This window comes from Paenibacillus tarimensis, from assembly GCF_021532315.1.
GTDB classification, from domain to species: domain Bacteria; phylum Bacillota; class Bacilli; order Paenibacillales; family Paenibacillaceae; genus Paenibacillus_I; species Paenibacillus_I tarimensis.
Genome location: NZ_JAKGAO010000014.1, coordinates 17,699 through 37,114, shown reverse-complemented (window position 1 = coordinate 37,114; position 19,416 = coordinate 17,699). Strand labels below are relative to the sequence as shown.

19 protein-coding genes are annotated in these 19,416 nt (G+C 47.9%); 5 read left to right on the top strand and 14 right to left on the bottom strand.

Annotated features, from left to right (window positions below):
* Positions 1–29: 29 nt before the first annotated feature.
* The 6 genes from L1N82_RS16215 to L1N82_RS16190 form a co-directional block, all read right to left on the bottom strand.
* Entirely contained in the window at positions 30–827 is a 798-nt protein-coding gene (locus L1N82_RS16215) for a hypothetical protein (protein ID WP_235288502.1), read from the bottom strand.
* Between the two features lie 70 nt (positions 828–897).
* Complete coding sequence (locus L1N82_RS16210; RefSeq protein ID WP_235288501.1) at positions 898–1,842, bottom strand: hypothetical protein; 945 nt, start codon at positions 1,840–1,842, stop codon at positions 898–900.
* The gene (locus L1N82_RS16205) at positions 1,796–3,355 is read right to left on the bottom strand and encodes a class I adenylate-forming enzyme family protein (RefSeq protein WP_235288500.1); all 1,560 of its coding nucleotides are present in this window, start codon (positions 3,353–3,355) and stop codon (positions 1,796–1,798) included. Before L1N82_RS16205 ends, L1N82_RS16210 begins: the two co-directional genes overlap by 47 nt.
* A 17-nt stretch (positions 3,356–3,372) precedes the next feature.
* Positions 3,373–3,630: a phosphopantetheine-binding protein gene (locus L1N82_RS16200; protein ID WP_235288499.1), complete on the bottom strand. Its 258-nt coding sequence runs from the start codon at positions 3,628–3,630 to the stop codon at positions 3,373–3,375.
* Positions 3,630–4,037, bottom strand: a complete 408-nt coding sequence (locus L1N82_RS16195; RefSeq protein ID WP_235288498.1) for a RidA family protein — start codon at positions 4,035–4,037, stop codon at positions 3,630–3,632. The genes L1N82_RS16200 and L1N82_RS16195 overlap by 1 nt, the downstream gene beginning before the upstream one ends.
* A gap of 16 nt (positions 4,038–4,053) precedes the next feature.
* On the bottom strand, positions 4,054–4,764 hold the full coding sequence (locus L1N82_RS16190; RefSeq protein ID WP_235288497.1) for an SDR family oxidoreductase: 711 nt from the start codon (positions 4,762–4,764) through the stop codon (positions 4,054–4,056).
* Between the two features lie 242 nt (positions 4,765–5,006).
* Between L1N82_RS16190 and L1N82_RS16185 the strand changes: the two genes are divergently transcribed.
* Together L1N82_RS16185 and L1N82_RS16180 are read left to right on the top strand one after the other, a co-directional pair.
* The gene (locus L1N82_RS16185; protein WP_235288496.1) at positions 5,007–5,456 is read left to right on the top strand and encodes a pentapeptide repeat-containing protein; all 450 of its coding nucleotides are present in this window, start codon (positions 5,007–5,009) and stop codon (positions 5,454–5,456) included.
* 93 nt (positions 5,457–5,549) lie between these two features.
* Positions 5,550–7,943 (top strand): excinuclease ABC subunit UvrA, encoded by a 2,394-nt coding sequence (locus tag L1N82_RS16180; protein ID WP_235288495.1) that lies wholly within the window; start codon positions 5,550–5,552, stop codon positions 7,941–7,943.
* Between the two features lie 38 nt (positions 7,944–7,981).
* Here the strand turns inward: L1N82_RS16180 and L1N82_RS16175 are convergent, their stop codons facing one another.
* The 6 genes from L1N82_RS16175 to L1N82_RS16150 form a co-directional block, all read right to left on the bottom strand.
* Positions 7,982–8,962, bottom strand: a complete 981-nt coding sequence (locus tag L1N82_RS16175; protein WP_235288494.1) for an ABC transporter ATP-binding protein — start codon at positions 8,960–8,962, stop codon at positions 7,982–7,984.
* A 2-nt stretch (positions 8,963–8,964) separates the two neighbouring features.
* Positions 8,965–9,759, bottom strand: a complete 795-nt coding sequence (locus L1N82_RS16170; RefSeq protein ID WP_235288493.1) for an ABC transporter permease — start codon at positions 9,757–9,759, stop codon at positions 8,965–8,967.
* A 7-nt stretch (positions 9,760–9,766) separates the two neighbouring features.
* Entirely contained in the window at positions 9,767–10,570 is an 804-nt protein-coding gene (locus L1N82_RS16165) for an ABC transporter permease (RefSeq protein ID WP_235288492.1), read from the bottom strand.
* Between the two features lie 15 nt (positions 10,571–10,585).
* The gene (locus L1N82_RS16160) at positions 10,586–11,719 is read right to left on the bottom strand and encodes a hypothetical protein (protein WP_235288491.1); all 1,134 of its coding nucleotides are present in this window, start codon (positions 11,717–11,719) and stop codon (positions 10,586–10,588) included.
* 2 nt (positions 11,720–11,721) lie between these two features.
* Complete coding sequence (locus tag L1N82_RS16155; protein WP_235288490.1) at positions 11,722–11,985, bottom strand: acyl carrier protein; 264 nt, start codon at positions 11,983–11,985, stop codon at positions 11,722–11,724.
* A gap of 215 nt (positions 11,986–12,200) precedes the next feature.
* Positions 12,201–13,196, bottom strand: a complete 996-nt coding sequence (locus tag L1N82_RS16150; RefSeq protein WP_235288489.1) for a hypothetical protein — start codon at positions 13,194–13,196, stop codon at positions 12,201–12,203.
* A 238-nt stretch (positions 13,197–13,434) separates the two neighbouring features.
* On the opposite strand from L1N82_RS16150, the gene L1N82_RS16145 reads away from it, so the two are divergent.
* Complete coding sequence (locus L1N82_RS16145) at positions 13,435–14,457, top strand: BtrH N-terminal domain-containing protein (protein WP_235288488.1); 1,023 nt, start codon at positions 13,435–13,437, stop codon at positions 14,455–14,457.
* A 60-nt stretch (positions 14,458–14,517) separates the two neighbouring features.
* On the opposite strand, the gene L1N82_RS16140 is transcribed toward L1N82_RS16145, so the two are convergent.
* Complete coding sequence (locus L1N82_RS16140) at positions 14,518–15,657, bottom strand: ABC transporter substrate-binding protein (protein WP_235288487.1); 1,140 nt, start codon at positions 15,655–15,657, stop codon at positions 14,518–14,520.
* Entirely contained in the window at positions 15,638–17,344 is a 1,707-nt protein-coding gene (locus L1N82_RS16135) for an RNA polymerase sigma factor (protein WP_235288486.1), read from the bottom strand. Before L1N82_RS16135 ends, L1N82_RS16140 begins: the two co-directional genes overlap by 20 nt.
* Before the next feature lie 353 nt (positions 17,345–17,697).
* Here L1N82_RS16135 and L1N82_RS16130 point away from each other — a divergent pair, with 353 nt between their 5' ends.
* Positions 17,698–18,111, top strand: coding sequence for an alkaline phosphatase (locus L1N82_RS16130; RefSeq protein WP_235288485.1), 414 nt, complete (start codon positions 17,698–17,700; stop codon positions 18,109–18,111).
* A 177-nt stretch (positions 18,112–18,288) separates the two neighbouring features.
* Positions 18,289–19,389 (top strand): metallophosphoesterase, encoded by a 1,101-nt coding sequence (locus L1N82_RS16125; RefSeq protein ID WP_235288484.1) that lies wholly within the window; start codon positions 18,289–18,291, stop codon positions 19,387–19,389.
* Positions 19,390–19,416 lie beyond the last annotated feature (27 nt).

Sequence of the window (19,416 nt, the reverse complement as noted above, 5' to 3'; positions counted from 1 at the left end):
ATGTCCTCTCGCTTCACAAGCTTCTCCTCCTATATACTTTCGGCTTTTGCTGCCGACAAAAGCAGACAACCCACCGTTTTGTGATCAGCAAAGTTTAAAAGAATATACTTCCACTTTTTAGTGACATTATGAGTATACGCTTGTTCAAGGGAGTAGAAAGGATCTGCAGTCTGATAATTTTCTCTGCCATTGTGAGTATAACTGTGGGGGAAGTAGCTCTGAATATATTCTTCATATAGCGCATTCAGACGCTGGGGAATAATTAATGTTTGGTTAGGCGAGACACCTGCCTCATCAAGCGTATCCTTTATGAGTAATAATGCTAAATTTCTAACATCCTCAACGCCCTTGTCACACCATTGGCGGCGGAGTCCCGCCACTTTCCATTCCCCTTCTTCCGGCGACACTTGAAACAACGCAGCAGCTTCGCATTTTGGATAGTAGGATTCATTCCCCCAACATTCCGAGATGCTGTATATTTCCTCCATGCAGATTACAACTGTTTTACACTTTTTTAGGCAAGCGAGCTTTACGGCGAGAATGGGACATGCTGATCCCTGGTCACACAGAGAAAAAACGGTAGCATCCTTTAACCCCAACGCCTTTTTGTTCAGTAGAGCGGTACTTTTCTTGGAGGAGGGATACGTGTCGTAACAATTAATAATATACTCTGGGGGTTGCCCGTTCTTATCAGACTGTTGCGCATACAGTTCATACGTATACTCACAGGGCTCCTTTTTGAAAAATGCCTGATGTCTAAAATCCACAGGCACAGGCCGACGTGTAATATGGTATGCATGCTCCAGTTCCTTGAACAGATTGCGCATAACGGCTGATCCTTGCCGGGTCTGATCAAACTGTCGTATAGAGTGACAAGATGGCACACTCAGGTACAAACTAGTTCCTCCTGCAGATAGCACATCCCATACCCCCATATAAACCTAGTGTTAACAAAGCAAAATAATCCCCCTTTACAAGGCCTACCTGACGGGCTGCTTCGCAATGGAGTAAGACATCACTCATCTCCAAAGGACCGAATGGTCTTGTGTCTTCAACGTAAAATAATGCCTTAGGCAATTTTGACGTTTTGGCTACCGCATTCCACACTTCGGAATAAACATTATTTGTGATTACTTTCTTTATAGTGCTTATGGTAAGTCCTGCTGCTTTTACCGTATTAGAAAAAAGCTTTGCTAGGTGTATAGGAGTAAAAAAGTTCCCGTAAGGAATATCTGTATTATCCGTTGTTTCATGTCTAACCTTCAGTACGGAGTCCCCTGCTCCACTAAGTTGCAATAAGACGGAAACGGAGGAATCACCAGTGACAAAATAACCGTCGAATCTGTCTTCAAGCGCAGGGCCTCTCTCTACTACAACCATAATGATCTGATCTTCTTCCGAGCTGGCTGCTAGTAGCTCCTTACAAACCTTAAGACCCATTAATGCTGTTGAACAATATAAGTCCCTGATGGTCAATACCTCCGTCTTTCTCAACTGGTAACGTGTCTGGAGGAGTGATTTAATGTTTAACAGATTAGACATTAGAATATGGTCGTAACATAACACGACATAACTAACATTCTGAGGTTTAACGGAGCCTGCTTCCATTAACTTGTCCATAGAAGCTAGAATCAGGTCAAGTCCCGACATTTTCGGGTCATAACGAATAGTGTCGCAATGCATACTTAAAGCTCGGGCATATTGTTCAGTTGACATAATACCAGATTTAACGAAACTGCTGACGGCGAATTCCTTCTGAGGGACTGCGGCCGCAATTGTGTTTATAAGCATGGCTTCACCCCTCAATCCCGCCCATTTGCCTTGCAGCTTCTTTCCTATCAATTTTGCCGCTATGGGTAAGCGGCACCCCCTTCCCGATTACATATCGGTCCGGCTGCTTCCAGGGCTCCAGAGTTTCCTCTGCAACCGACCGTACCCGTTTTCTAAATACTAGCTCATCTGAGTCCTCCTTTAAGACCACAAATGCACCAATCTTATATCCTGCATGCCGATCAGGTATACCTGTAACTACGATATCTGCAATGTCATCAATACGTGAGCTCAGTACGTTTTCAATCTCGAACGGATCTATCCGGAATCCTTTGGATTTAAACATATTGTCCTTGCGACCCAGATAATACAAAAAGCCGTCTGCATCTTTGCAGAACAAATCACCAGTTCTGATTCCACGTCTGTTTCCCTGTTGTATAAATACTTCGGCTGTTCTCGCTTCATCGCGCCAGTAACCCATACAAACATGATCGCCCCACACAGTTAATTCTCCTGCCTTACCGGAAGGACACTCATTACCACCTTCGTCCAGAATTATGGCTTCCGTGTTATTCAGCGGAATTCCAATTGAATTCTTATGAGAATCCCTACTGTTGAAGAGAAGATAAGATACCCGCTTGCATTCCGTCACACCATACATTAGGAATAATGCGGCATTCGGGAACCGCTCTACCAGACGTTGAATTACTTTCTCTGGAAGATAATCTCCTGTATTTGTAAGGTAACGAATGTGGCTGTATTTTTCGCCGTTGAAGCCAGTGACGTTGGAAAATAAGGTTCGGAGACCGGGAAACCCAGTTATTTGGACATTGGAGAGCTGCTTGTGTACATCCATAACCATAAAGCGGTTGGCATTCCGTAAATGGAGACAGGCCCCCCTGGAGAGGGTAAGGAACAACTGGTATAGTCCATAATCGAAGGAAAGAGGAAGATAACTTAACACCCTATCCTCCGGAGTATGTTTTAGATACCTATTAATCGCTTCTGTTGTAAACCGTATGTTTGCATGGGAACTCATAACCCCTTTAGGCTTGCCTGTGCTTCCTGAGGTATAGATTAAGGCAGCAAGCTCTCGTGGGGGAGGCTGTACGGGATCGGACGGATCACCCGCTGAAAGCCATGAATGGAAAGACATCAATATAGCGTTACATCCATTAGGCATATATGCGCCCTCTTCCCGGAGGGGTTTATCTGTGTGAAGCATGAGCCGAACAGACGGAACTTTCAGACCATAAAGGAAATTTGCAGATGATATAACCAAAGAGGCTTGAGCATCTGCAATCATTTCAGCCGCTTTTACATGGGGGGTTTCAGGATGGATACAGGTGAATACTGCCCCTTGCTTTAGTGAACCCAGAATGGATACTACTGCTTCAGAGCTGTTGGATATGTAAATGGCAATACGTTCACCGTTTTGTATCCCCCATGCCGTACACTGACTAGCGAAACGATTCGAAGCCACTTCCAACTGTCTATATGTCAACGTTTGTTCTTCTGTGACCAGCGCCTCTCTATCCCCCCATGCTCTGCCGGACTCAGAGAGCCAAAATGCTACATTTTGCATCCTAAACTTCCCCCAGTCTAACTTTCTAAACGCAGCAAACATTCGGTTAATGTGCGCATATTAATAAAGTCCTCAGGTGCCATATCCTCAACACGAATGGATATGTCCAACTTCTCTTCAAGATACAGCAAAAATTCAATCATTGTAGCAGAATCTATATCCAATTTAGCAAAAAGTTCAGGGTCATTCCAATCCACCTGTTCATTAACAGACTTGCCGATTAAATTTATAATTGCCTCTTGGATAGAAACCTGAATTTCCATTTCTTTGTCCATTAACCAAAACTCCCTTTCTCCGGTTGAATAATTCCCTCCACCTCTATCTCTACTTTCCATTCAGGCCTGATAAAACCACTGACCTCCATCACTGTACATACAGGACGAATGGATTCGAAGTACTCCCTATGAATTTCGAGTACATCATTCCAATCTCCGATAGATGTTAGCAAGATACGGGTACGAGTAACATCTCTAACAGATGCTCCGATCCCTTTCAAAGCGTCTTCAATGATTCTCATGCAGTGCCTGGCCTGACCTACCGTATCATCAGAACATACCGTTTTGCCGTCTGTTCCGATTGAAGCCGTCCCCGCAACAAAGAAATGTAACCCTCTTCTTAAAGCTCTAGAAAAACCAAGCTCTTTTTCGTAAGGAGATGTTGAGAAATATTTTTTTTCGCTCATTGTTTTCCTCCAGATTCTATAGTATGTTGGTTCTCTTATTTATCGGGATGTTCACTCCATTAATTATATTTGAAGCATTATTTACGATATGGAGCAAGAACATTGCAACCTCTTCCGGTTCCATCCATTCTTCAGCATAGGGATGCATGTGCCTTAGCATCTTTGTATTCACATTTCCAGGTGAAAGGCAGATTGAACGAATGCCATACGGGATTCCTTCACGAGCAAGATTCTCAGCAAGCCCCGCACAGGCATATTTGGAAGCTGTATAGGCCGTAAAGCCCGGGTACTTCTCAACTGCCGGAATGGAGGCCATCGAAGCGATCTGAACAATCACTCCACCTTCCCCCCGCATTTTCATCGTACGGAAAGCCCACTGTGAAAGTATAAAAGCCGCTGTCACATTAACTGTGAATAGCTTCTCCCAGGTACTTATTTGCAATTCTTCGAAGGGCTGCTTGACTGCAAGAGCCGCATTATTAACAAGTACATCAATAGGCACCCCCTGCAGCTCCTCTACCCACCGCTTTACAGCCTCTGCATCGCTTAAATCGCAGCTATGAGTCTGCAGGCGTTCATTTCCTTCAATACGCTCAAACAATAGTTTATCCGCCCTGCTTCTAACATGAGCATGAACAAAATAACCATCTACTAACAAGGCCTTTACGGCAGCTAACCCGATTCCCCCCGCCGCTCCGGTAACTAAGGCATTCCGTCCCCACGGCATACAAACCCCTCCCTCACTCTGTCTCCTTCTATTATTATCCTCTCATAAACATTTCTTTGCCGCTCAGCTTTCTGTTCTATTAATCATCCCTTATTGTTAACTTAATGTAGGAACTGGCTAATTTATAAAGAGGATTTTAGTAACACTTATAGAAGTATATTAGGCACTGGTTAAAAATTACTAACCTGGTAGATTAGTTTTTCCGAAAGCGCAACCAATACATAGTAAAAGGAGAGAATGTGATGACAGATTGGAAAACCGCAGCAATGGATTTGGAAAGGACCGACATATCCGATTCCAAATTTCAAGAGGTAAAAGCAGAAAACCTTCAGTTTGATAATGTAAGCTTGGTTGGGACCAAGATCCATAACGCTAATGCGGCGAAGATGGCTCTAACCGATATCAATCTATCAAATTCTAGAATAAAAGATGCTAATATGAGTGGAATTTATCTGGATCACATTCATTTATTTGGTGCGGAATTCCGGAATATCGTTCTCCCCATCGAAGGAGATCCAAATTACAACCCGGACCACAACTACGCACCTGTTCGTTTCGAAAACTGCAACTTAACCGGCTCACAGCTTTTGGAATGCGACTTAACGAACGTTGAAATTATTAACTGTAATATTAAAGGATTAAAGATTAACGGCGTTGTAATTGAAGATCTGATTAACAGCATCAAAGTGTGAATCATAACGGCCTGCTTTCCGTACTGAGGATGGCAGGCCGGACTTTTTTGACCTTATGTAAAGACATTCTTAAAATATGCCCAAGGGGGAGCAATGGAACATATCATTGTACGAAATGCACGCATCCATCATCTGAAGAACCTAGATATTGATATTCCGAAAGGTCACTTTGTCGTGTTCACGGGTGTCAGCGGCTCCGGCAAGTCAAGTCTTGCCTTCGACCTGCTCTTCGAAGAGGGCCGTAAACGGTATCTGAATGCCATCGGATTAAGCGCCGGCGACAGCGTACGCGAGAATGAAACCTTTGATCAGCTACATGGTCTTCCACCTGCAATCGCTGTAGCTCAGCAAACCATTCGCCAAACCAATCCAAGAAGCAGCGTGGGAACCAAGACCAAAGCCATCGACCTTCTGTGCCGGCTGTATACGCTGGAAGGCCGGGATTCGGATGGAAACCCGAATAATCTGCTTGGTCCTGAAATGTTCGCCTACAACCGTCCGGAGGGCATGTGTCCCCACTGCTTCGGCTTCGGCTACCGGATGGAAGTAGATATCAAGAAGCTGGTCCCGGGGACCGATTGGACGCTCGAGAAGGTCTGTAAGAACTTCGGTGACCTCTTGACTCGCCAACTGCCCCGGTTTGGCGAATCGACCGGCGCCGATTGGCAGGCGACCCCTTATTGGGAGCTCGATGCCCAGCACCAGCACGATTTTCTGCAAGGCGTCGCGGATGCATTCGAAGGGGCTATCCCCTTCCTGGAGGCCCGCCGCGATACGTCGCCAATCTCCCGTGCCCTCTTCGAGCGGCGCTTCTTCAGTCCAATCAAATGCAAATGCTGCAGCGGGTTCCGCATTACGGAACAGGCCCGGAACTATACCATTAACGGGCGGCATATCGGCCATCTGATGCTGATGACTGTGCATGATTTAGGGATAGCTCTGCGGGAAATTGCAGATAACTGCACGTTGAAGCCGGGGAGCATGCTCATCCTTCAGCCGCTGCTTGCGGTCTGCGAACGGATGGAGAACATGGGGCTCTCCTATCTGTCCCTGGTGCGTTCCATTCCCTCTCTAAGCGGTGGAGAGCTTCAGCGGTTATTCCTGATGCTCCATCTGCAGAGCGACTTTGATTCTCTGCTCTATATATTCGATGAACCGACGGCAGGCCTTCACGAAGCTGAGAAGGAGGGCATTTTACGGCATATCAGGGCATTGTCCCAAAGCGGCAACAGCGTTATTGTGGTAGAACATGACGATACGGTCATACGCGCTGCCGACTACGTTGTTGAACTGGGCCCCGCAGCCGGGAAGCACGGGGGACAAATCGTTTATGCCGGAACGGTTAACGGGCTGTATGATTCACCGCATTCGGTAACAGGCCCTTACCTGTCAGGCCGCAGAGCTTATCCTGCAAGATCGGCAAGATCTCCTGAGCCCGGTCACGTCCTCTCCATCCGCAATGCCGCCCTTCACAACCTGAAGCAGGTGGAGGCTGATATTCCGCTCGGACTTATGGTCGGGATCGCCGGAAAATCCGGCAGCGGCAAGAGCTCCCTGATCTCGGGAACGCTGGTGCCTTTGCTCAAGTATTATTTTGATTTGAACCAGGATGAAGGCGAAGAAGAGGCAGCCGAGCGGGAAGGACAGATACTCGATGATGTTCAGGGACTGGGAAGCCTGACGGGCTGGGAGCATCTGAAGAAATGCGTAGTCGTCAATCAGGCGCCGATCGGCCGGACAAGCATGTCCACTCCGGCTACCTATGTAGCTGTGTGGGATAAGCTCCGCAAGCTCTTTGCCGCTTTGCCCCAATCTGCCAGCCGTGATTATACGCCGTCACATTTTTCCTTCAATACAGAACAGGGCGCATGCCCGCACTGCAAGGGTCATGGTACTATTCCGCTTGATCTCGGCCCCCTGGGCTCCATTAACCAAACCTGCCCCGAGTGTGATGGAACGCGTTATAAGGCCGAGATTTTGGAAGTGAAATATAACGGCTATTCGATCTATGATGTGCTGAATGCCGAAGTGGAAGAAGCGCTGTCCTTGTTCTCCGATCAGAAGAGCATTGCCAAGATGCTGGAGACACTGGTGAAGGTCGGACTCGGTTACCTGTCCTTGGGACAGCCTGCCCCGACACTGAGCGGCGGCGAAGCGCAGCGTATCAAGCTTGCACGTGAGCTTGGGAAGGCGGGCAAGAAGGGGACGCTGTACGTTCTTGATGAACCGACTAACGGACTCGGACCGAGCGATATCGAGAAGCTGCTCCTCCTTCTTAAAGAGCTGGTGGACAAAGGCAACACAGTTGTTATTACCGAGCATAAGGCTTCTGTGCTGGCACAGTGCGACTGGATTATTGAGATGGGCCCTCACGGCGGAGCAGAAGGAGGCCAGCTCATTGCAGCAGGCTCTCCGGAAGAGCTGGCGGATAACCCCCTCTCTCTCATCGGTCCCTATTTGCGTGAGCCAGTAACGGCATCTAACTAAACATTGAAGAGGCTGTTTCTCTAAACAGCCTCTTCATGCTAAGCAGAATAGATATGCTTGATGACATCCTCAATCCGGATGTTACTGATGTTGATATCCTTAATGGGATAACAGTCAAATATCTCAGACATATATTGCTTGATATCCTTCTCCCCCAGCTGTACTTCAATCTTCGCGGTAAGCGCTTGATAGGACAGTACTTTATAGTCTTCAAGACGGTCCAGGGGGACGAGCTCGCGGAAGGAAACATCAATGATCTTCCTGTCTCTGAAGTATGAGCCCAGGCTCTGCATTGTATCATCAAATACAACCGTGCCTTTATTGATAATGGTCACCTTATCGCACAGGTCCTCCAGATCGGATACATCGTGGGTAGTAACAATGAATGTTGTCCGCATATCCTGATTGGTGCGCTTGATAAAGTTTCGTATTGTTTGCTTGGATATAATATCAAGACCAATTGTCGGTTCATCCAAAAAAATAAGCGCTGGCTCATGCAGCAGCGCGCACACCAGCTCACACTTCATTCTTTCCCCGAGAGACAGCAGGCGAACCGGCTTGTACATGATCTCGCTGATGTTCAGCAGTTCTCCAAAGTAAGCAATACGTTCGCGGTACTTAGCCATGCCAATGCCGTACATCTCACGGTGGAGGGCAAACGTGTCAACAGCAGGCAGGTCCCAGTTCAGCTGTGATTTCTGACCAAACAGCACCCCTAGATTTTTCACATAACGTTTGCGGTCCTTCCAGGGCGTCATGCCCATGATCTCCACTTTGCCCTCATCAGGATGCAGGATGCCGGACATAATTTTAATCGTGGTTGATTTACCGGCTCCATTCGGCCCGATCAACCCGCGGATTTCACCCTTTTGCACCTTCAGGTCAATACCGTCCACTGCAAGGATGCTCTTCCCCTTCCGTCCCCAATACCCCCTCAGACTGGAGAGCAGTCCTTCATCCTTCTTATAAATCTTAAACGATTTATGCAGCCCTTCAATAGTTATAATGGAATCATTCAACCTTATCCCCCCGCGCTTGTATAGTGATGCAAACACCGTTTCCAGCATTGCAAGCTAATCCATAAAACAATTAAACTGCTAGCCGAGGCCACCCACATACCAATGTCCGATCTGCCGAGCAAGATCTGAGTAGGATAAAATGTCCATACTGCGAAAGGCAGTGCCGTCAGTAGAACCGTTTGAACGGCTTTCGGGAATATATCCACAGGGTAATCCGCAAAACCTAGCAGACGGTCAATAATCAGACCAATCCCATTCATCTGTACTAGCATGATCGTAATTGCGCTAAACATTATAATAATTGCAAGATATAGTAATAATCCCGATATAAACATTACAATCAGCAGCACTACGGTTTCCCAACACAAAGTGAGATTTAACTGACTCCATGCAACTAACAGTACAACCATCCCAGCAGAACAAGGACCAATCCCACTAAGAGAAAAACCGCTGACGAGTATGACTCCTACCGGCGAATACGGTTTAATCAGGAGTTTGTCAAAATCTCCGGACCTTATAAACTTTATTACATACCCCCGAATATCGCCGAATAAAAGATCTCTAAGCCCAAGCCAGAGCAATAGCAAACCCTGAAACAGAAACATTTCATTTAAAGTCCAACCTGGATAACCATTTGATCGTGTGAAATACAAATACTGCACATAAGGACCGATTCCAGAGACTAGAATTGATACCAACAAACTTGCGATAAAATCAAATCTATAAACCATCATTTTTTGCAAACTAATTTTCATATTCCAAAAATAAAGCCTTGCCAGTCCATATAACGAATCCATAGTATTTTTACCCCCCAACAACAACAATCCTTTTCATGAGAAGCTTCCAGATTATCAAGCACAATCCAAATAAAACCACTACCCACATGAATTGGGTGCTTAATGTCAGCAGCCATATATCCGTTCCTGCTGCTGTATCCCTATTAAGACAAAACTGAATCGGAATATAAAATATATACTGGAACGGTAAAGCTTCGCAGATATTTCGGAGTGGTGTCGGGAAAAAATCTAACGGAATCATACCACCTCCCAATATCGAAGCAACTGTGAAAACAAGACGCCGCATGCTGCTGTTATTTTGTGTAATTATGGCGCTTAAACCTACCAAATAACTAATTAGGAAATATATTAAAAAAGCGAGAAACACAACTGGTATAAACTTACAAAGTGACTGAAAGTCAAGAAATAAAGGCGGATAAATTAGAGTGAATATGAGGAATTCCGGTATCACTTCAAATATTAATCCGCCGACACGCAGGGTCAAAGCATTAAAAAATTCAAACCGGAATAAAGAAATCGGTCTTAGAAGAACATTTCCAAGTTCACCTGAAAGGATTTGCTCTGACAATCGATGATCCGTATTGTTGGAGATGAGGATTTTTATCATATGGACAATATTGAAATACCAAATGATCTGGGTAAGTGTATATCCTCTTATCATGGCTGTATTGCTATGATCGTAAATTGTATAAAAAATTGCGATATTAAGAAACAGAACCAGGGGGTGAGTGACATATGATATAACAAGGGCCTTTGGGTGTACAATAAACAATTTAATACTGATGAGCAGCGTCTGATAGATCATGCGCATGGCAGCATTCCCCCATCAATCCGTCTGCCTGCCAAGCAGCAGCCCGGTTTCATGTTCGTCCAGTCCGGCCTCGCTAAGCATAGCCGAGAGCAATTCCGGAACATGATGGACACGGATAGAAGACTGGTCCAGATAAGCTTTAAGGACACGCTTCAATCCTTTGTATGGAGCGGGCAAATCCTCACCCTGAGTTAGCAGACAATAGTCCATGAGAAGTGCTCTTCTATATTTCCTCTGCTGAATATGCTCCTTCTCCGATACTAGATTATGCTTGGCATCCACGTAATTCTTGTAATAGCTCGCTCCGCCGATGTGGTATGCTGAGACGCCTTGTCCCCGCCTGGAATCCGGCAGCTTGGCTATGGAGAAGCCGTGGTAGTAGGCGAACAGCTGGAATAATACAAGCGTATCGATAAACCTCACCTCAACGCCCCCATGTACGGCCGCTTCTACAGGATAGGGTTCAGAACCGCTGGAGGTGCTGCATGGCCCATATAAATGATGGAGAAGCTCCTCATGAGTCCGCTCCAGGAGCGCTCTGTGCGGGGAGAGTGCAGCAGCTTCCGTGCTCTGGCTTATCAGATAGGGCCTCGGGGAAATATCCAGCAGACTGCGCAGCGTACTGACTGCTTCATAATGAACGAAGAGCAGGAATGTATTGGCGAACTCCGGCAGCAGTTCTGCCCCCTGCTTGTTCACTATCGTGTTCGCAGGCGAGTATGACCAGGCAGCTGATATAACTATATCGGATCGCTCGGCCCGTTCCGCCAAATCAGCCAGGATACCGGGATTGAATACAAAACTGTCGATGTCGATCCATCCGAAGCTTCTGCGGTTGACACGAAACAGGAAATCCCATATCGTGTGGTCCGTATAGGCTTGCTCAAGGAAGACTGCCGGACGACCTGACTGTGAACGAAGCCAGTCTTTCTCGGCAGGGACAAGCCCCGCTCCAATAAGCACAACATTGACATTCTCAGGGATAAGCTGGAGCGCTTTGCGGACCCACTGCAGAAGGCCGGTGGAGAAGAACATGTAATAGATTCTGTGCTTGTCTGCCAGCGCCTCGTAAAAGGCTTCAAAGGTTCGAAAATCTTCGATTTCTCTCAGGTGCTGGTTAGCGTAAAATGCATCGCGGTCTATGGCCATTCTTACATCCTGCCTCTCTGCTCAAGTTTGCGAATAATCCCGTCTACGATGCCTGTTACAGTAGAGAAATTGGAGAGCAGCAGCTCGTCATCATCATACTCAATTTCATACCGGCTCTCGATATTCACCATCAGCGTAATAATGGCTATAGAGTGAAAGCCGAGCTCCCGAAGATCCTCGTCCTCCCCAAATGCGGTCTGATGGATAACGCCCTGCTTGATCATTTCAGTAATTGTATTCGTTATGGCCGCACGGTTAAGAACCATATCAATCTCTCCGCTTCAATAAGAATAACCGGCTGACTATTCAACTTTGCCTGAAGTGTACGATTGCTCCAGTGCTGATCGGCCCGGTCGCTTGTATAAACTAATCCTAACAGATAGGGATAGAAGATTAATCTGGGAGGATTGTGAACTATTCAGGCTTATATTGCCTTCTGATCGAGGTAATCAAACACAAAAACGGGGATGTCCGTTAGCGTTCAAGCCGATGTCATTGAGGAAATTGTGTTTAGTAGAGAGCTTATAAACCTTTGCTCGCTGGCGATGCTTGTCTCCAGTACAGCACGGATATGATTCAATAATCCTATATCCTTCTTAAGGTTGTACTTCAACACCAGATTTCTAACAATGAGAAAGTCCTGCTTCAAAGCAGCTGCCGAGTCCAGCAGCAGGGAACCGCATGGTATGCCTTGATGCTCCGTCAAATACTTCAGGCGCAGCTCCATTAGCAGCTTGTGCTCGTACAGCAGGTGAAAGCCCCGCCTGTCCAAATTTTTGACAGCTGATGTCCTGTTCATCTCAATCTGTTCAAATAACTTATTTAAGGCTTGAAAGCCGTAGTCGAAGGGCTGCTCCGCCACCAGATCAAATGTTGGCTTTGAGTGCAGATAGTTCGTTAACCCTGCAGCAATTTGTTCAAGATTAATGCTGCTGTCAAACTGCTTCTCCGCCTTCAGATAACGTATATCGGTCCAGTACCTGTATCGGCCTTCAATTTTCCAGTATCCCTGTTCAATCTCCTCTAATGGTATTTCCGCAAATATAAATTGGCCATCCAGCAGATTGTCCGCTGCTAGAGCAGTGCCCTTCACGAGATCATAGCCATAGATAAAAAGCTCATGCACAAAGGACTGCTTCTTGTACGAATCGGACAGGGAGATATAATACCTGTCGACATAAATATAAAGATAGTAACCTGCGTCTATGGCCTCTGTAATAATGCGCTGCATCGATCTCCCCTGTCTGCCTGCTGCCAGCCCCTGAGGCATGTCGTAGAAGGCTATTCCCGGGCAATTCTTAAGCAGCAGATGATGGCAGTCAAAGGCAAATATCCCCCAGTTATGTGCATACCGGATCTGAATGAAGTTATTAAAAACCCACGGCCACAAGTCTTCCGTCATGATCGAGAACAGGCATCCATAAGAAGTATAGGTGCTAATCACCGGCTCCTTCACATGCAGCTTTTTCTTTGACATCTTAGCCCTCCTAACTAATCGTTCCTGTGGGGACAACTTATGAATGCGTTTACCTAATTATATTGGCTTGTACATTCTTAAAACTCTTCTTAGTTTGTACAATCTTACGCGAGAAGCCGCGGGAATTTCACATCCTGAGCTGACCCAATTGATTACACGATACTCTTTGTTCAAAAAAATGTTCCGTATGGCATCTATTCATTATGCAGTAAAATTTTGTGAAGAGGAGAGTCGTACAATGAATAAGAATGTGCTAAGCCGTCCGGTCATTTATACCGTGAGAGTAGGAGACAGCCATTTCACAGGCGCGAGACCTTCGCTGACCTACTGTTTATGGGGGCTTCTGCAGTACACGGAGCTTCAGGGGGTGACACTGGAGGAAGTGAACGGCTGGACGTCGCATGCCTTTTACCTGAATATCTTCGAAGATTCTGTTCATATCGCCGGTCCAACCAGCTTTGCCGGAGAACCCTATATCCGTAAGGCCCTCTCTAATCTTGGCTATGATTTCAAAATGATGGGATTTACGGATACCAGTCAGCAAGCTGCTGATCAAGCTCACCAGATGATCAAATCCTCGGTCGACAAGGGCTTCCCTGTTGTGGCCTGGGACCTGTTTCATCCCGAGTTTGGATTGATATATGGTTATGATGACGAAAGCAGGATGTATAATGCACTGGATAAACGGCAGGAGGATAAGCTTTCCTATGACCAGCTGGGCCGGGGGGAGACGGGGGAAATCTATATTATAGCTGCCGTCCGCCGCAATCATGCAGATAAACAGCATGCCCTGCGGAGCATGCTGGGGACTGCAATCCAGCACGGCTGTACCAGCGGCAGTCTCTCCCATCCCATCGGTCCTGTCTCCCAAGGCTTGGAAGCCTACGGCGCATGGATAACCGCTTTCGAGCAGGGGACGCTTCAGCCCTTATTTAACGCCTACAATACCGCTGTATACGCCGAACTGCGAATGTATGCTTCCCTCTTCCTTCAACAACTCGTAGAGGACCCAGATCTAGTTCAGATGAAGATACTGTTAGAGGAAGCTGCGGGCTGCTACGGCGAGGTATACAGGCATCTCGGCAGGCTTGCAGAGCTTTTTCCTTTCCCGGAAGGCGGGAAGCCGCATCAGCCAGAACAAGCGGCCGAAGCCGTCCGGCTGCTGCATCTGGCCCGGGAAGCCGAATTCGAAGGACTCGGGGTACTTAAGCAGCTGCTGGGCAGGATGAGTCATTCCACATCTTCTGAAGCTGCTAAATGATTTTGAAGGCATATGGGCATAGAAAAGGCTGAGCTGGTGCGTAACCAGTTCAGCCTCTTTTCATACATAGGACAGCCACTGCTGAATAGACTTCTTCAAATCCGAATCTCCCCGGATAATGTCCAAGATATCATGGTTGATACGCTGACGGGCGGCATTCCAGTTCTTATTCAGGTAGAATGCGCTCTTCTGGACCACGGCAAGCTCATCTAGAAACCGTGACCATAACGGGTGGGAGTTCATGCCTGTACGCGCCGCAAGCGACCGGGTTATCGGCAAGTCCCAAGGCTCCTTGAACCGATCCGGACTTTCGAACAGGAAGAGCCGGAGAAATGCCCAAGCCAGCCCGGGGTTGGAGGATTGTCTTGTAACTCCGGCAGCATCCATATAGAGCATGTTAGCCTCCGTTCCGTTAGGAAAGCCGGGCAGCCCCACACAGCCAAACTGTTCCAGCTTTCCCTCATCTCTAATCTGCGCGGCAGACCAGGAGAACTGAAACTTCATCGCGCAGCAGTCCTTCCTTGCATCCGAATCCAACGGGGAGGGGGATACACTTCCCGAGCGATAAAGCGCGATGATATTGTCTAGAGCCTCTATGGTCCTTGGACTGTTCAAATACCCGCGTGCTGTTGTACCATCCGAAGACAGGTAGCTTCCCTTACTGCGCATGACGAAGGGTTCGAAATTCTCGATATCCGGATCCATGTACAGCCCGCATAACCGCTCGCTGCTGCCTGTGCTGCCGGACAGCCGCTGCACAACAGCGGAAAAATCGTTCCATGTCCAGTCCTCGGAAGGATATGCAACTCCCTCGCGGTCGAAGACTGATTTGTCGTACAGAATCAGAGAAGTCGTCACCTCCATCGGGATGGCAGACAGCCGCTCTCCGGATCTTGCCACGCGCAGAACCCCTTCGTAGATATCCTCCTCCAACTGATCTTCGCGCAGAAATCCGTAATGATCGATACAGTATGCGTCCAAAACATGGGCATCGTAGCCTCTAAGATGAACAATGTCCGGCGGGGAGTCTGATTCAAGCTGTTTCATAACCGCAAAATTATCCGCCGCCTGTATGATACTCACGCCAATATGGGGGTTCAGCCTCTCGAAAACCGACTTAGCCTGAAGCCAGTCATGGAGATGACGGTTTGGCGTGACGACCTTCAATGTATAGTCCTGATTAGACTTCATTGTTGTCATTCCTTTCTTCTGTCCACCTTGCGAGCACCGATTCTATGCAGGCCACCGCCTGCTCTTCCAGCTTCAAGGCATTGGTCAAATACTCTACGCACTGCTGCCTGATTTCCCAAGTTAAATCGGGACCGCACTCGCCAAACGGCACCAGCGTACAAAGTCTGTCAAGATCACCGCTTACTTCGGCATAGAGCTCTGCTGCATGTGCCAGAGAATCATAATTTGCAACGGCCTCTGAACGATCCTGCAGGTAACGCGCGGCATGCTTCCTGGAATCGGCATAGACCATGGCCATATGCCCCAATCCGTGCCGGTTCAAAATCAAATGAGGATTATGAAGCTGCTGAATCCATTTCGCATAAGCTGCCAAGCCAGAAGTATAGGAAACATACGGTGTCAGAGGACGATACGAGCAGCCTTCTCTCGCATAGTTAACGGCAAAACGCAGCGACTCAATCAGCCTGTCCTCCTGTGACGCAGCCCACTCCAACCTTCCCGATATGGCGGCCATGAAACGGACAGGGCTGCTGATCAGCTCCAGATAAGTTCTCGTTCCGCCGCCTGCCAGGCTGCAGGTCCGCTTCTTATCGTCATATCCGCAGAGGAGCGACCAGTCATGGAGGACAGGTGCTTCGGTATGGGTATCAAAGAATAAAACCGGATTTCCGGAACGGATAGCTGTACGGATAAAGGGGAGAACCGAGTCTTCTTCTGCTGTAACGACCGGAAACCGCTCGACCGCTGCCTCTACAGGAACAGGGAGGTGACTGATTTGTCCGCTGACAATAGACACCTCGAAGCCTGTATTCCGAAACAGCTTCTTCACTTCTTCGTGCCAGTCAAAGATATAGATGCCATCCGAGAATGTCGTCTGATTAAACACCTTCATCCGGAATGCAAATCCCGACTCCCCCATTAATTGGCATAACGGAACCTTATAGCCGGCAGACAGCAGCATATGCGAAACGTGGTTTACCAGTACTGACTTCGTCTCCTTTTCTCCCATAACCGGAAGACGAAGGGTCCGTCTGGACAACGTCCGGGACGTGACCGAGCCATCTCTAAAGGCGTCGATGCGCCATCCCTTATAATAACGCTCAATCTTCTGCCTCGACCGGTACATATAGGTGTAAACGGTCGGGACCGTCATGTTCAGATCAGCCGCAATCTCTTGTGGCGTACGCTGGTGCAGACAGGAGGCTTCAAACACCTCTCTCTCCTTCTCATTGAGGCATCCCAGATACTTATCCGTGTCGTTCAAAAGCTCCTTATTCAGCAACAGCTGCTCTGGAATGTCACAGCCCTGCAGGGAAAATGCTGACGAACACTGCTCTGCCAGAAATCCAGCCGATTCTGAACCATCACGATCCCCATTGCCCGCATCAGCCCAACTGCTGAACGGCCGCTCTCGTCTATAAGGTCCGCCCCTGCGCATTCTCATACGGACATAATTGCTCAGAATCCTGTACAGCCAAGGGACAAACTGCCCGGATTCCTTCAAGGTATGTATTTGGAGATAGGCTTGTACGAACGCATCCTGCACAATGTCTTCAGCAAGGCTGCGGTCATGCGTCATCCCCTCTGCCCAGCGCACAGCTTGTCTCCTATAGATAAGTGTCAACTCGCCGAATGCCTCCGTATCTCCCCGGCGGGCCTGTTCTACTAATTGATGTTCCGGCAACAACTCAGACATGAACGGCCTCAGCCTCCCCGACCTTACTAGGACCAAAATACTCCGGCAGAATGTTTCCCAATGACTCTCGTAGAATCTAGTTAGTTTCCGTTGCAGATTTCAACTGCATACCATTATAAGGTATTATAACTGCTTATCCAACAATTCCCTTTCACTCTAAAAAAAATCCGAGAGTCTCATGCGCCTTTCTAGTAAAGTACTCTCATATTCCAGCTGAATGGGATGATATCGGGCATTCCTCCGAGTATCTGTACCGTAAACTGGAGCAGGCAGTTTCTGAAGCCGAGCTTCGTTCGATTATCGCAGACAATACAGGCTTTGCTGATTTATCGGAAGAGGAAGTGCTTGCGGTTTTGGAGAGTGGTGACACACGGCGGGAGCTCTACAACAAGCTGGTGTCCCGTCGCCTCTCGGTGGGCTGGACCGGCAGCGGGCATACAGACTCTGATGTCGGGATATGGGCTTATGGTGCGATTGCGCCGCTTGTTACAGGCACGATTGAGAATACCCAAATTGCACGGAGTGCTGTACAAGTACTGGATGTTAATCTTGATGATGCAGCCCGGCATCTGCAATCCAGAGAAATCTACTATCCTGCCGAAGCTGTTGCGGAAGCACTTCAGCTCAACATGAATTTTGCCGATCTTGAAGCCGAGGGCGTTTACCACGATGAGCAGTTCTACCTTCCCCTTGCTGTTTTCCAGGAACATACCGGCAAGCTTTTGGAGTGGGATTCGTTATCCGAGAGGATTGTGATAACAGGGTAAGCAGATGAGCGGTTATTGCCAGAGATTAAATAAAGCTATACCATTCGCCTGCTGAATGAATTAAAATAATGGTTGTCCGACTGATTTACTATGCATGGCGCAGTGTCTGGACTATTCCGCCCGGCTGCGTTAAACAATTTGCTAAATTATCATGGCCTTAAGTCAGGAGAATGCATCATGTTCATCGTAGTTCTATTGGCCGCATTGCTGATCTATGGCGGGATCGTCTATTATATCGGCTGGCGGGGCTACCGCTGGCTTCGTCCCAGATCATCCACCCGGCGTTTCAAGATTCTCTACACTATCGTCGTCATACTTGCCGCAACGTCCTTCATTCTGGGCCGCATGTCGGGCCTTACCATTCTAAATATTATCGGCGCTTATTGGATGGCGCTGTTTTATTTGCTGCTGCTGCTGGTTCCGCTTGCCCATGTTACCGTCATCCTGCTGCGGCTCACCTGGCTGCCAAGGCACGGTACACAGAAGTGGGCAGGTGCAGTGACTCTGATCCTGCTTCTGTCCTTTATGGCATACGGTACTTATAATGCATACAATCCTGTTGTCAGAACGTATGAGATCAAGATGGACAAGGGGACATCTTCACTCGATACCCTGGATATTGCCATGGCGGCGGATACGCATTTTGGCCTGCTGTCCGGCAAAGATCATGCAGAGCGTCTGGTGAAGGAAATCAACGCGCTGAACCCGGACCTTATCCTGCTGCCGGGCGATCTGTTCGACGATGACATTCAGCCATTCCTTAATCAGAATATTGGTGAGACCTTGTCAGGACTTCATGCTCCGTATGGTGTATATGCAACACTTGGCAACCATGATAAGCATGACGGCACCATGCAGGAGCTGATTGGAGCGCTGGAGCAGAGCGGAATCACTGTGTTGTATGATGAGACTCTGAGCATTCAAGGAGAGCTGACGCTTGTCGGACGCAAGGACCGGATTGATCCGGAAAGACTGCCTCTGAACGCGCTTATGGATGGTGTCGACCCTGATAAGCCTGTCATTCTGCTCGATCATCAGCCTTACGAGCTTGATATCGCAGAGCAGGAAGGCATTGATCTCATGGTATCGGGCCATACCCACCGCGGCCAGCTGTTCCCCGGCAGCCTGATTACCGATGCGATCTACGAGAATGACTGGGGTTACCTGCAAAAGGGGCGGATGCACTCAGTCGTGACATCCGGCTTTGGCTTCTGGGGCCCGCCGATCCGGATTGGCACACGCTCTGAAATTGCCCATATTCAAATCCAGTTCGAATAGCAGCGCACTGCGTGTCTATTATAGACG

Coding starts and splice junctions, on each gene's coding strand:
- L1N82_RS16200 (WP_235288499.1), bottom strand. CDS start 3,630: ATGGACAAAGAAATGGAAATTCAGGTTTCTATCCAAGAGGCAATTATA.
- L1N82_RS16195 (WP_235288498.1), bottom strand. CDS start 4,037: ATGAGCGAAAAAAAATATTTCTCAACATCTCCTTACGAAAAAGAGCTT.
- L1N82_RS16180 (WP_235288495.1), top strand. CDS start 5,550: ATGGAACATATCATTGTACGAAATGCACGCATCCATCATCTGAAGAAC.
- L1N82_RS16135 (WP_235288486.1), bottom strand. CDS start 17,344: ATGTCTGAGTTGTTGCCGGAACATCAATTAGTAGAACAGGCCCGCCGG.
- L1N82_RS16150 (WP_235288489.1), bottom strand. CDS start 13,196: ATGTCAAAGAAAAAGCTGCATGTGAAGGAGCCGGTGATTAGCACCTAT.
- L1N82_RS16170 (WP_235288493.1), bottom strand. CDS start 9,759: ATGGATTCGTTATATGGACTGGCAAGGCTTTATTTTTGGAATATGAAA.
- L1N82_RS16190 (WP_235288497.1), bottom strand. CDS start 4,764: ATGCCGTGGGGACGGAATGCCTTAGTTACCGGAGCGGCGGGGGGAATC.
- L1N82_RS16155 (WP_235288490.1), bottom strand. CDS start 11,985: ATGGTTCTTAACCGTGCGGCCATAACGAATACAATTACTGAAATGATC.
- L1N82_RS16185 (WP_235288496.1), top strand. CDS start 5,007: ATGACAGATTGGAAAACCGCAGCAATGGATTTGGAAAGGACCGACATA.
- L1N82_RS16215 (WP_235288502.1), bottom strand. CDS start 827: ATGCGCAATCTGTTCAAGGAACTGGAGCATGCATACCATATTACACGT.
- L1N82_RS16160 (WP_235288491.1), bottom strand. CDS start 11,719: ATGGCCATAGACCGCGATGCATTTTACGCTAACCAGCACCTGAGAGAA.
- L1N82_RS16165 (WP_235288492.1), bottom strand. CDS start 10,570: ATGCGCATGATCTATCAGACGCTGCTCATCAGTATTAAATTGTTTATT.
- L1N82_RS16125 (WP_235288484.1), top strand. CDS start 18,289: ATGTTCATCGTAGTTCTATTGGCCGCATTGCTGATCTATGGCGGGATC.
- L1N82_RS16205 (WP_235288500.1), bottom strand. CDS start 3,355: ATGCAAAATGTAGCATTTTGGCTCTCTGAGTCCGGCAGAGCATGGGGG.
- L1N82_RS16140 (WP_235288487.1), bottom strand. CDS start 15,657: ATGACAACAATGAAGTCTAATCAGGACTATACATTGAAGGTCGTCACG.
- L1N82_RS16145 (WP_235288488.1), top strand. CDS start 13,435: ATGAATAAGAATGTGCTAAGCCGTCCGGTCATTTATACCGTGAGAGTA.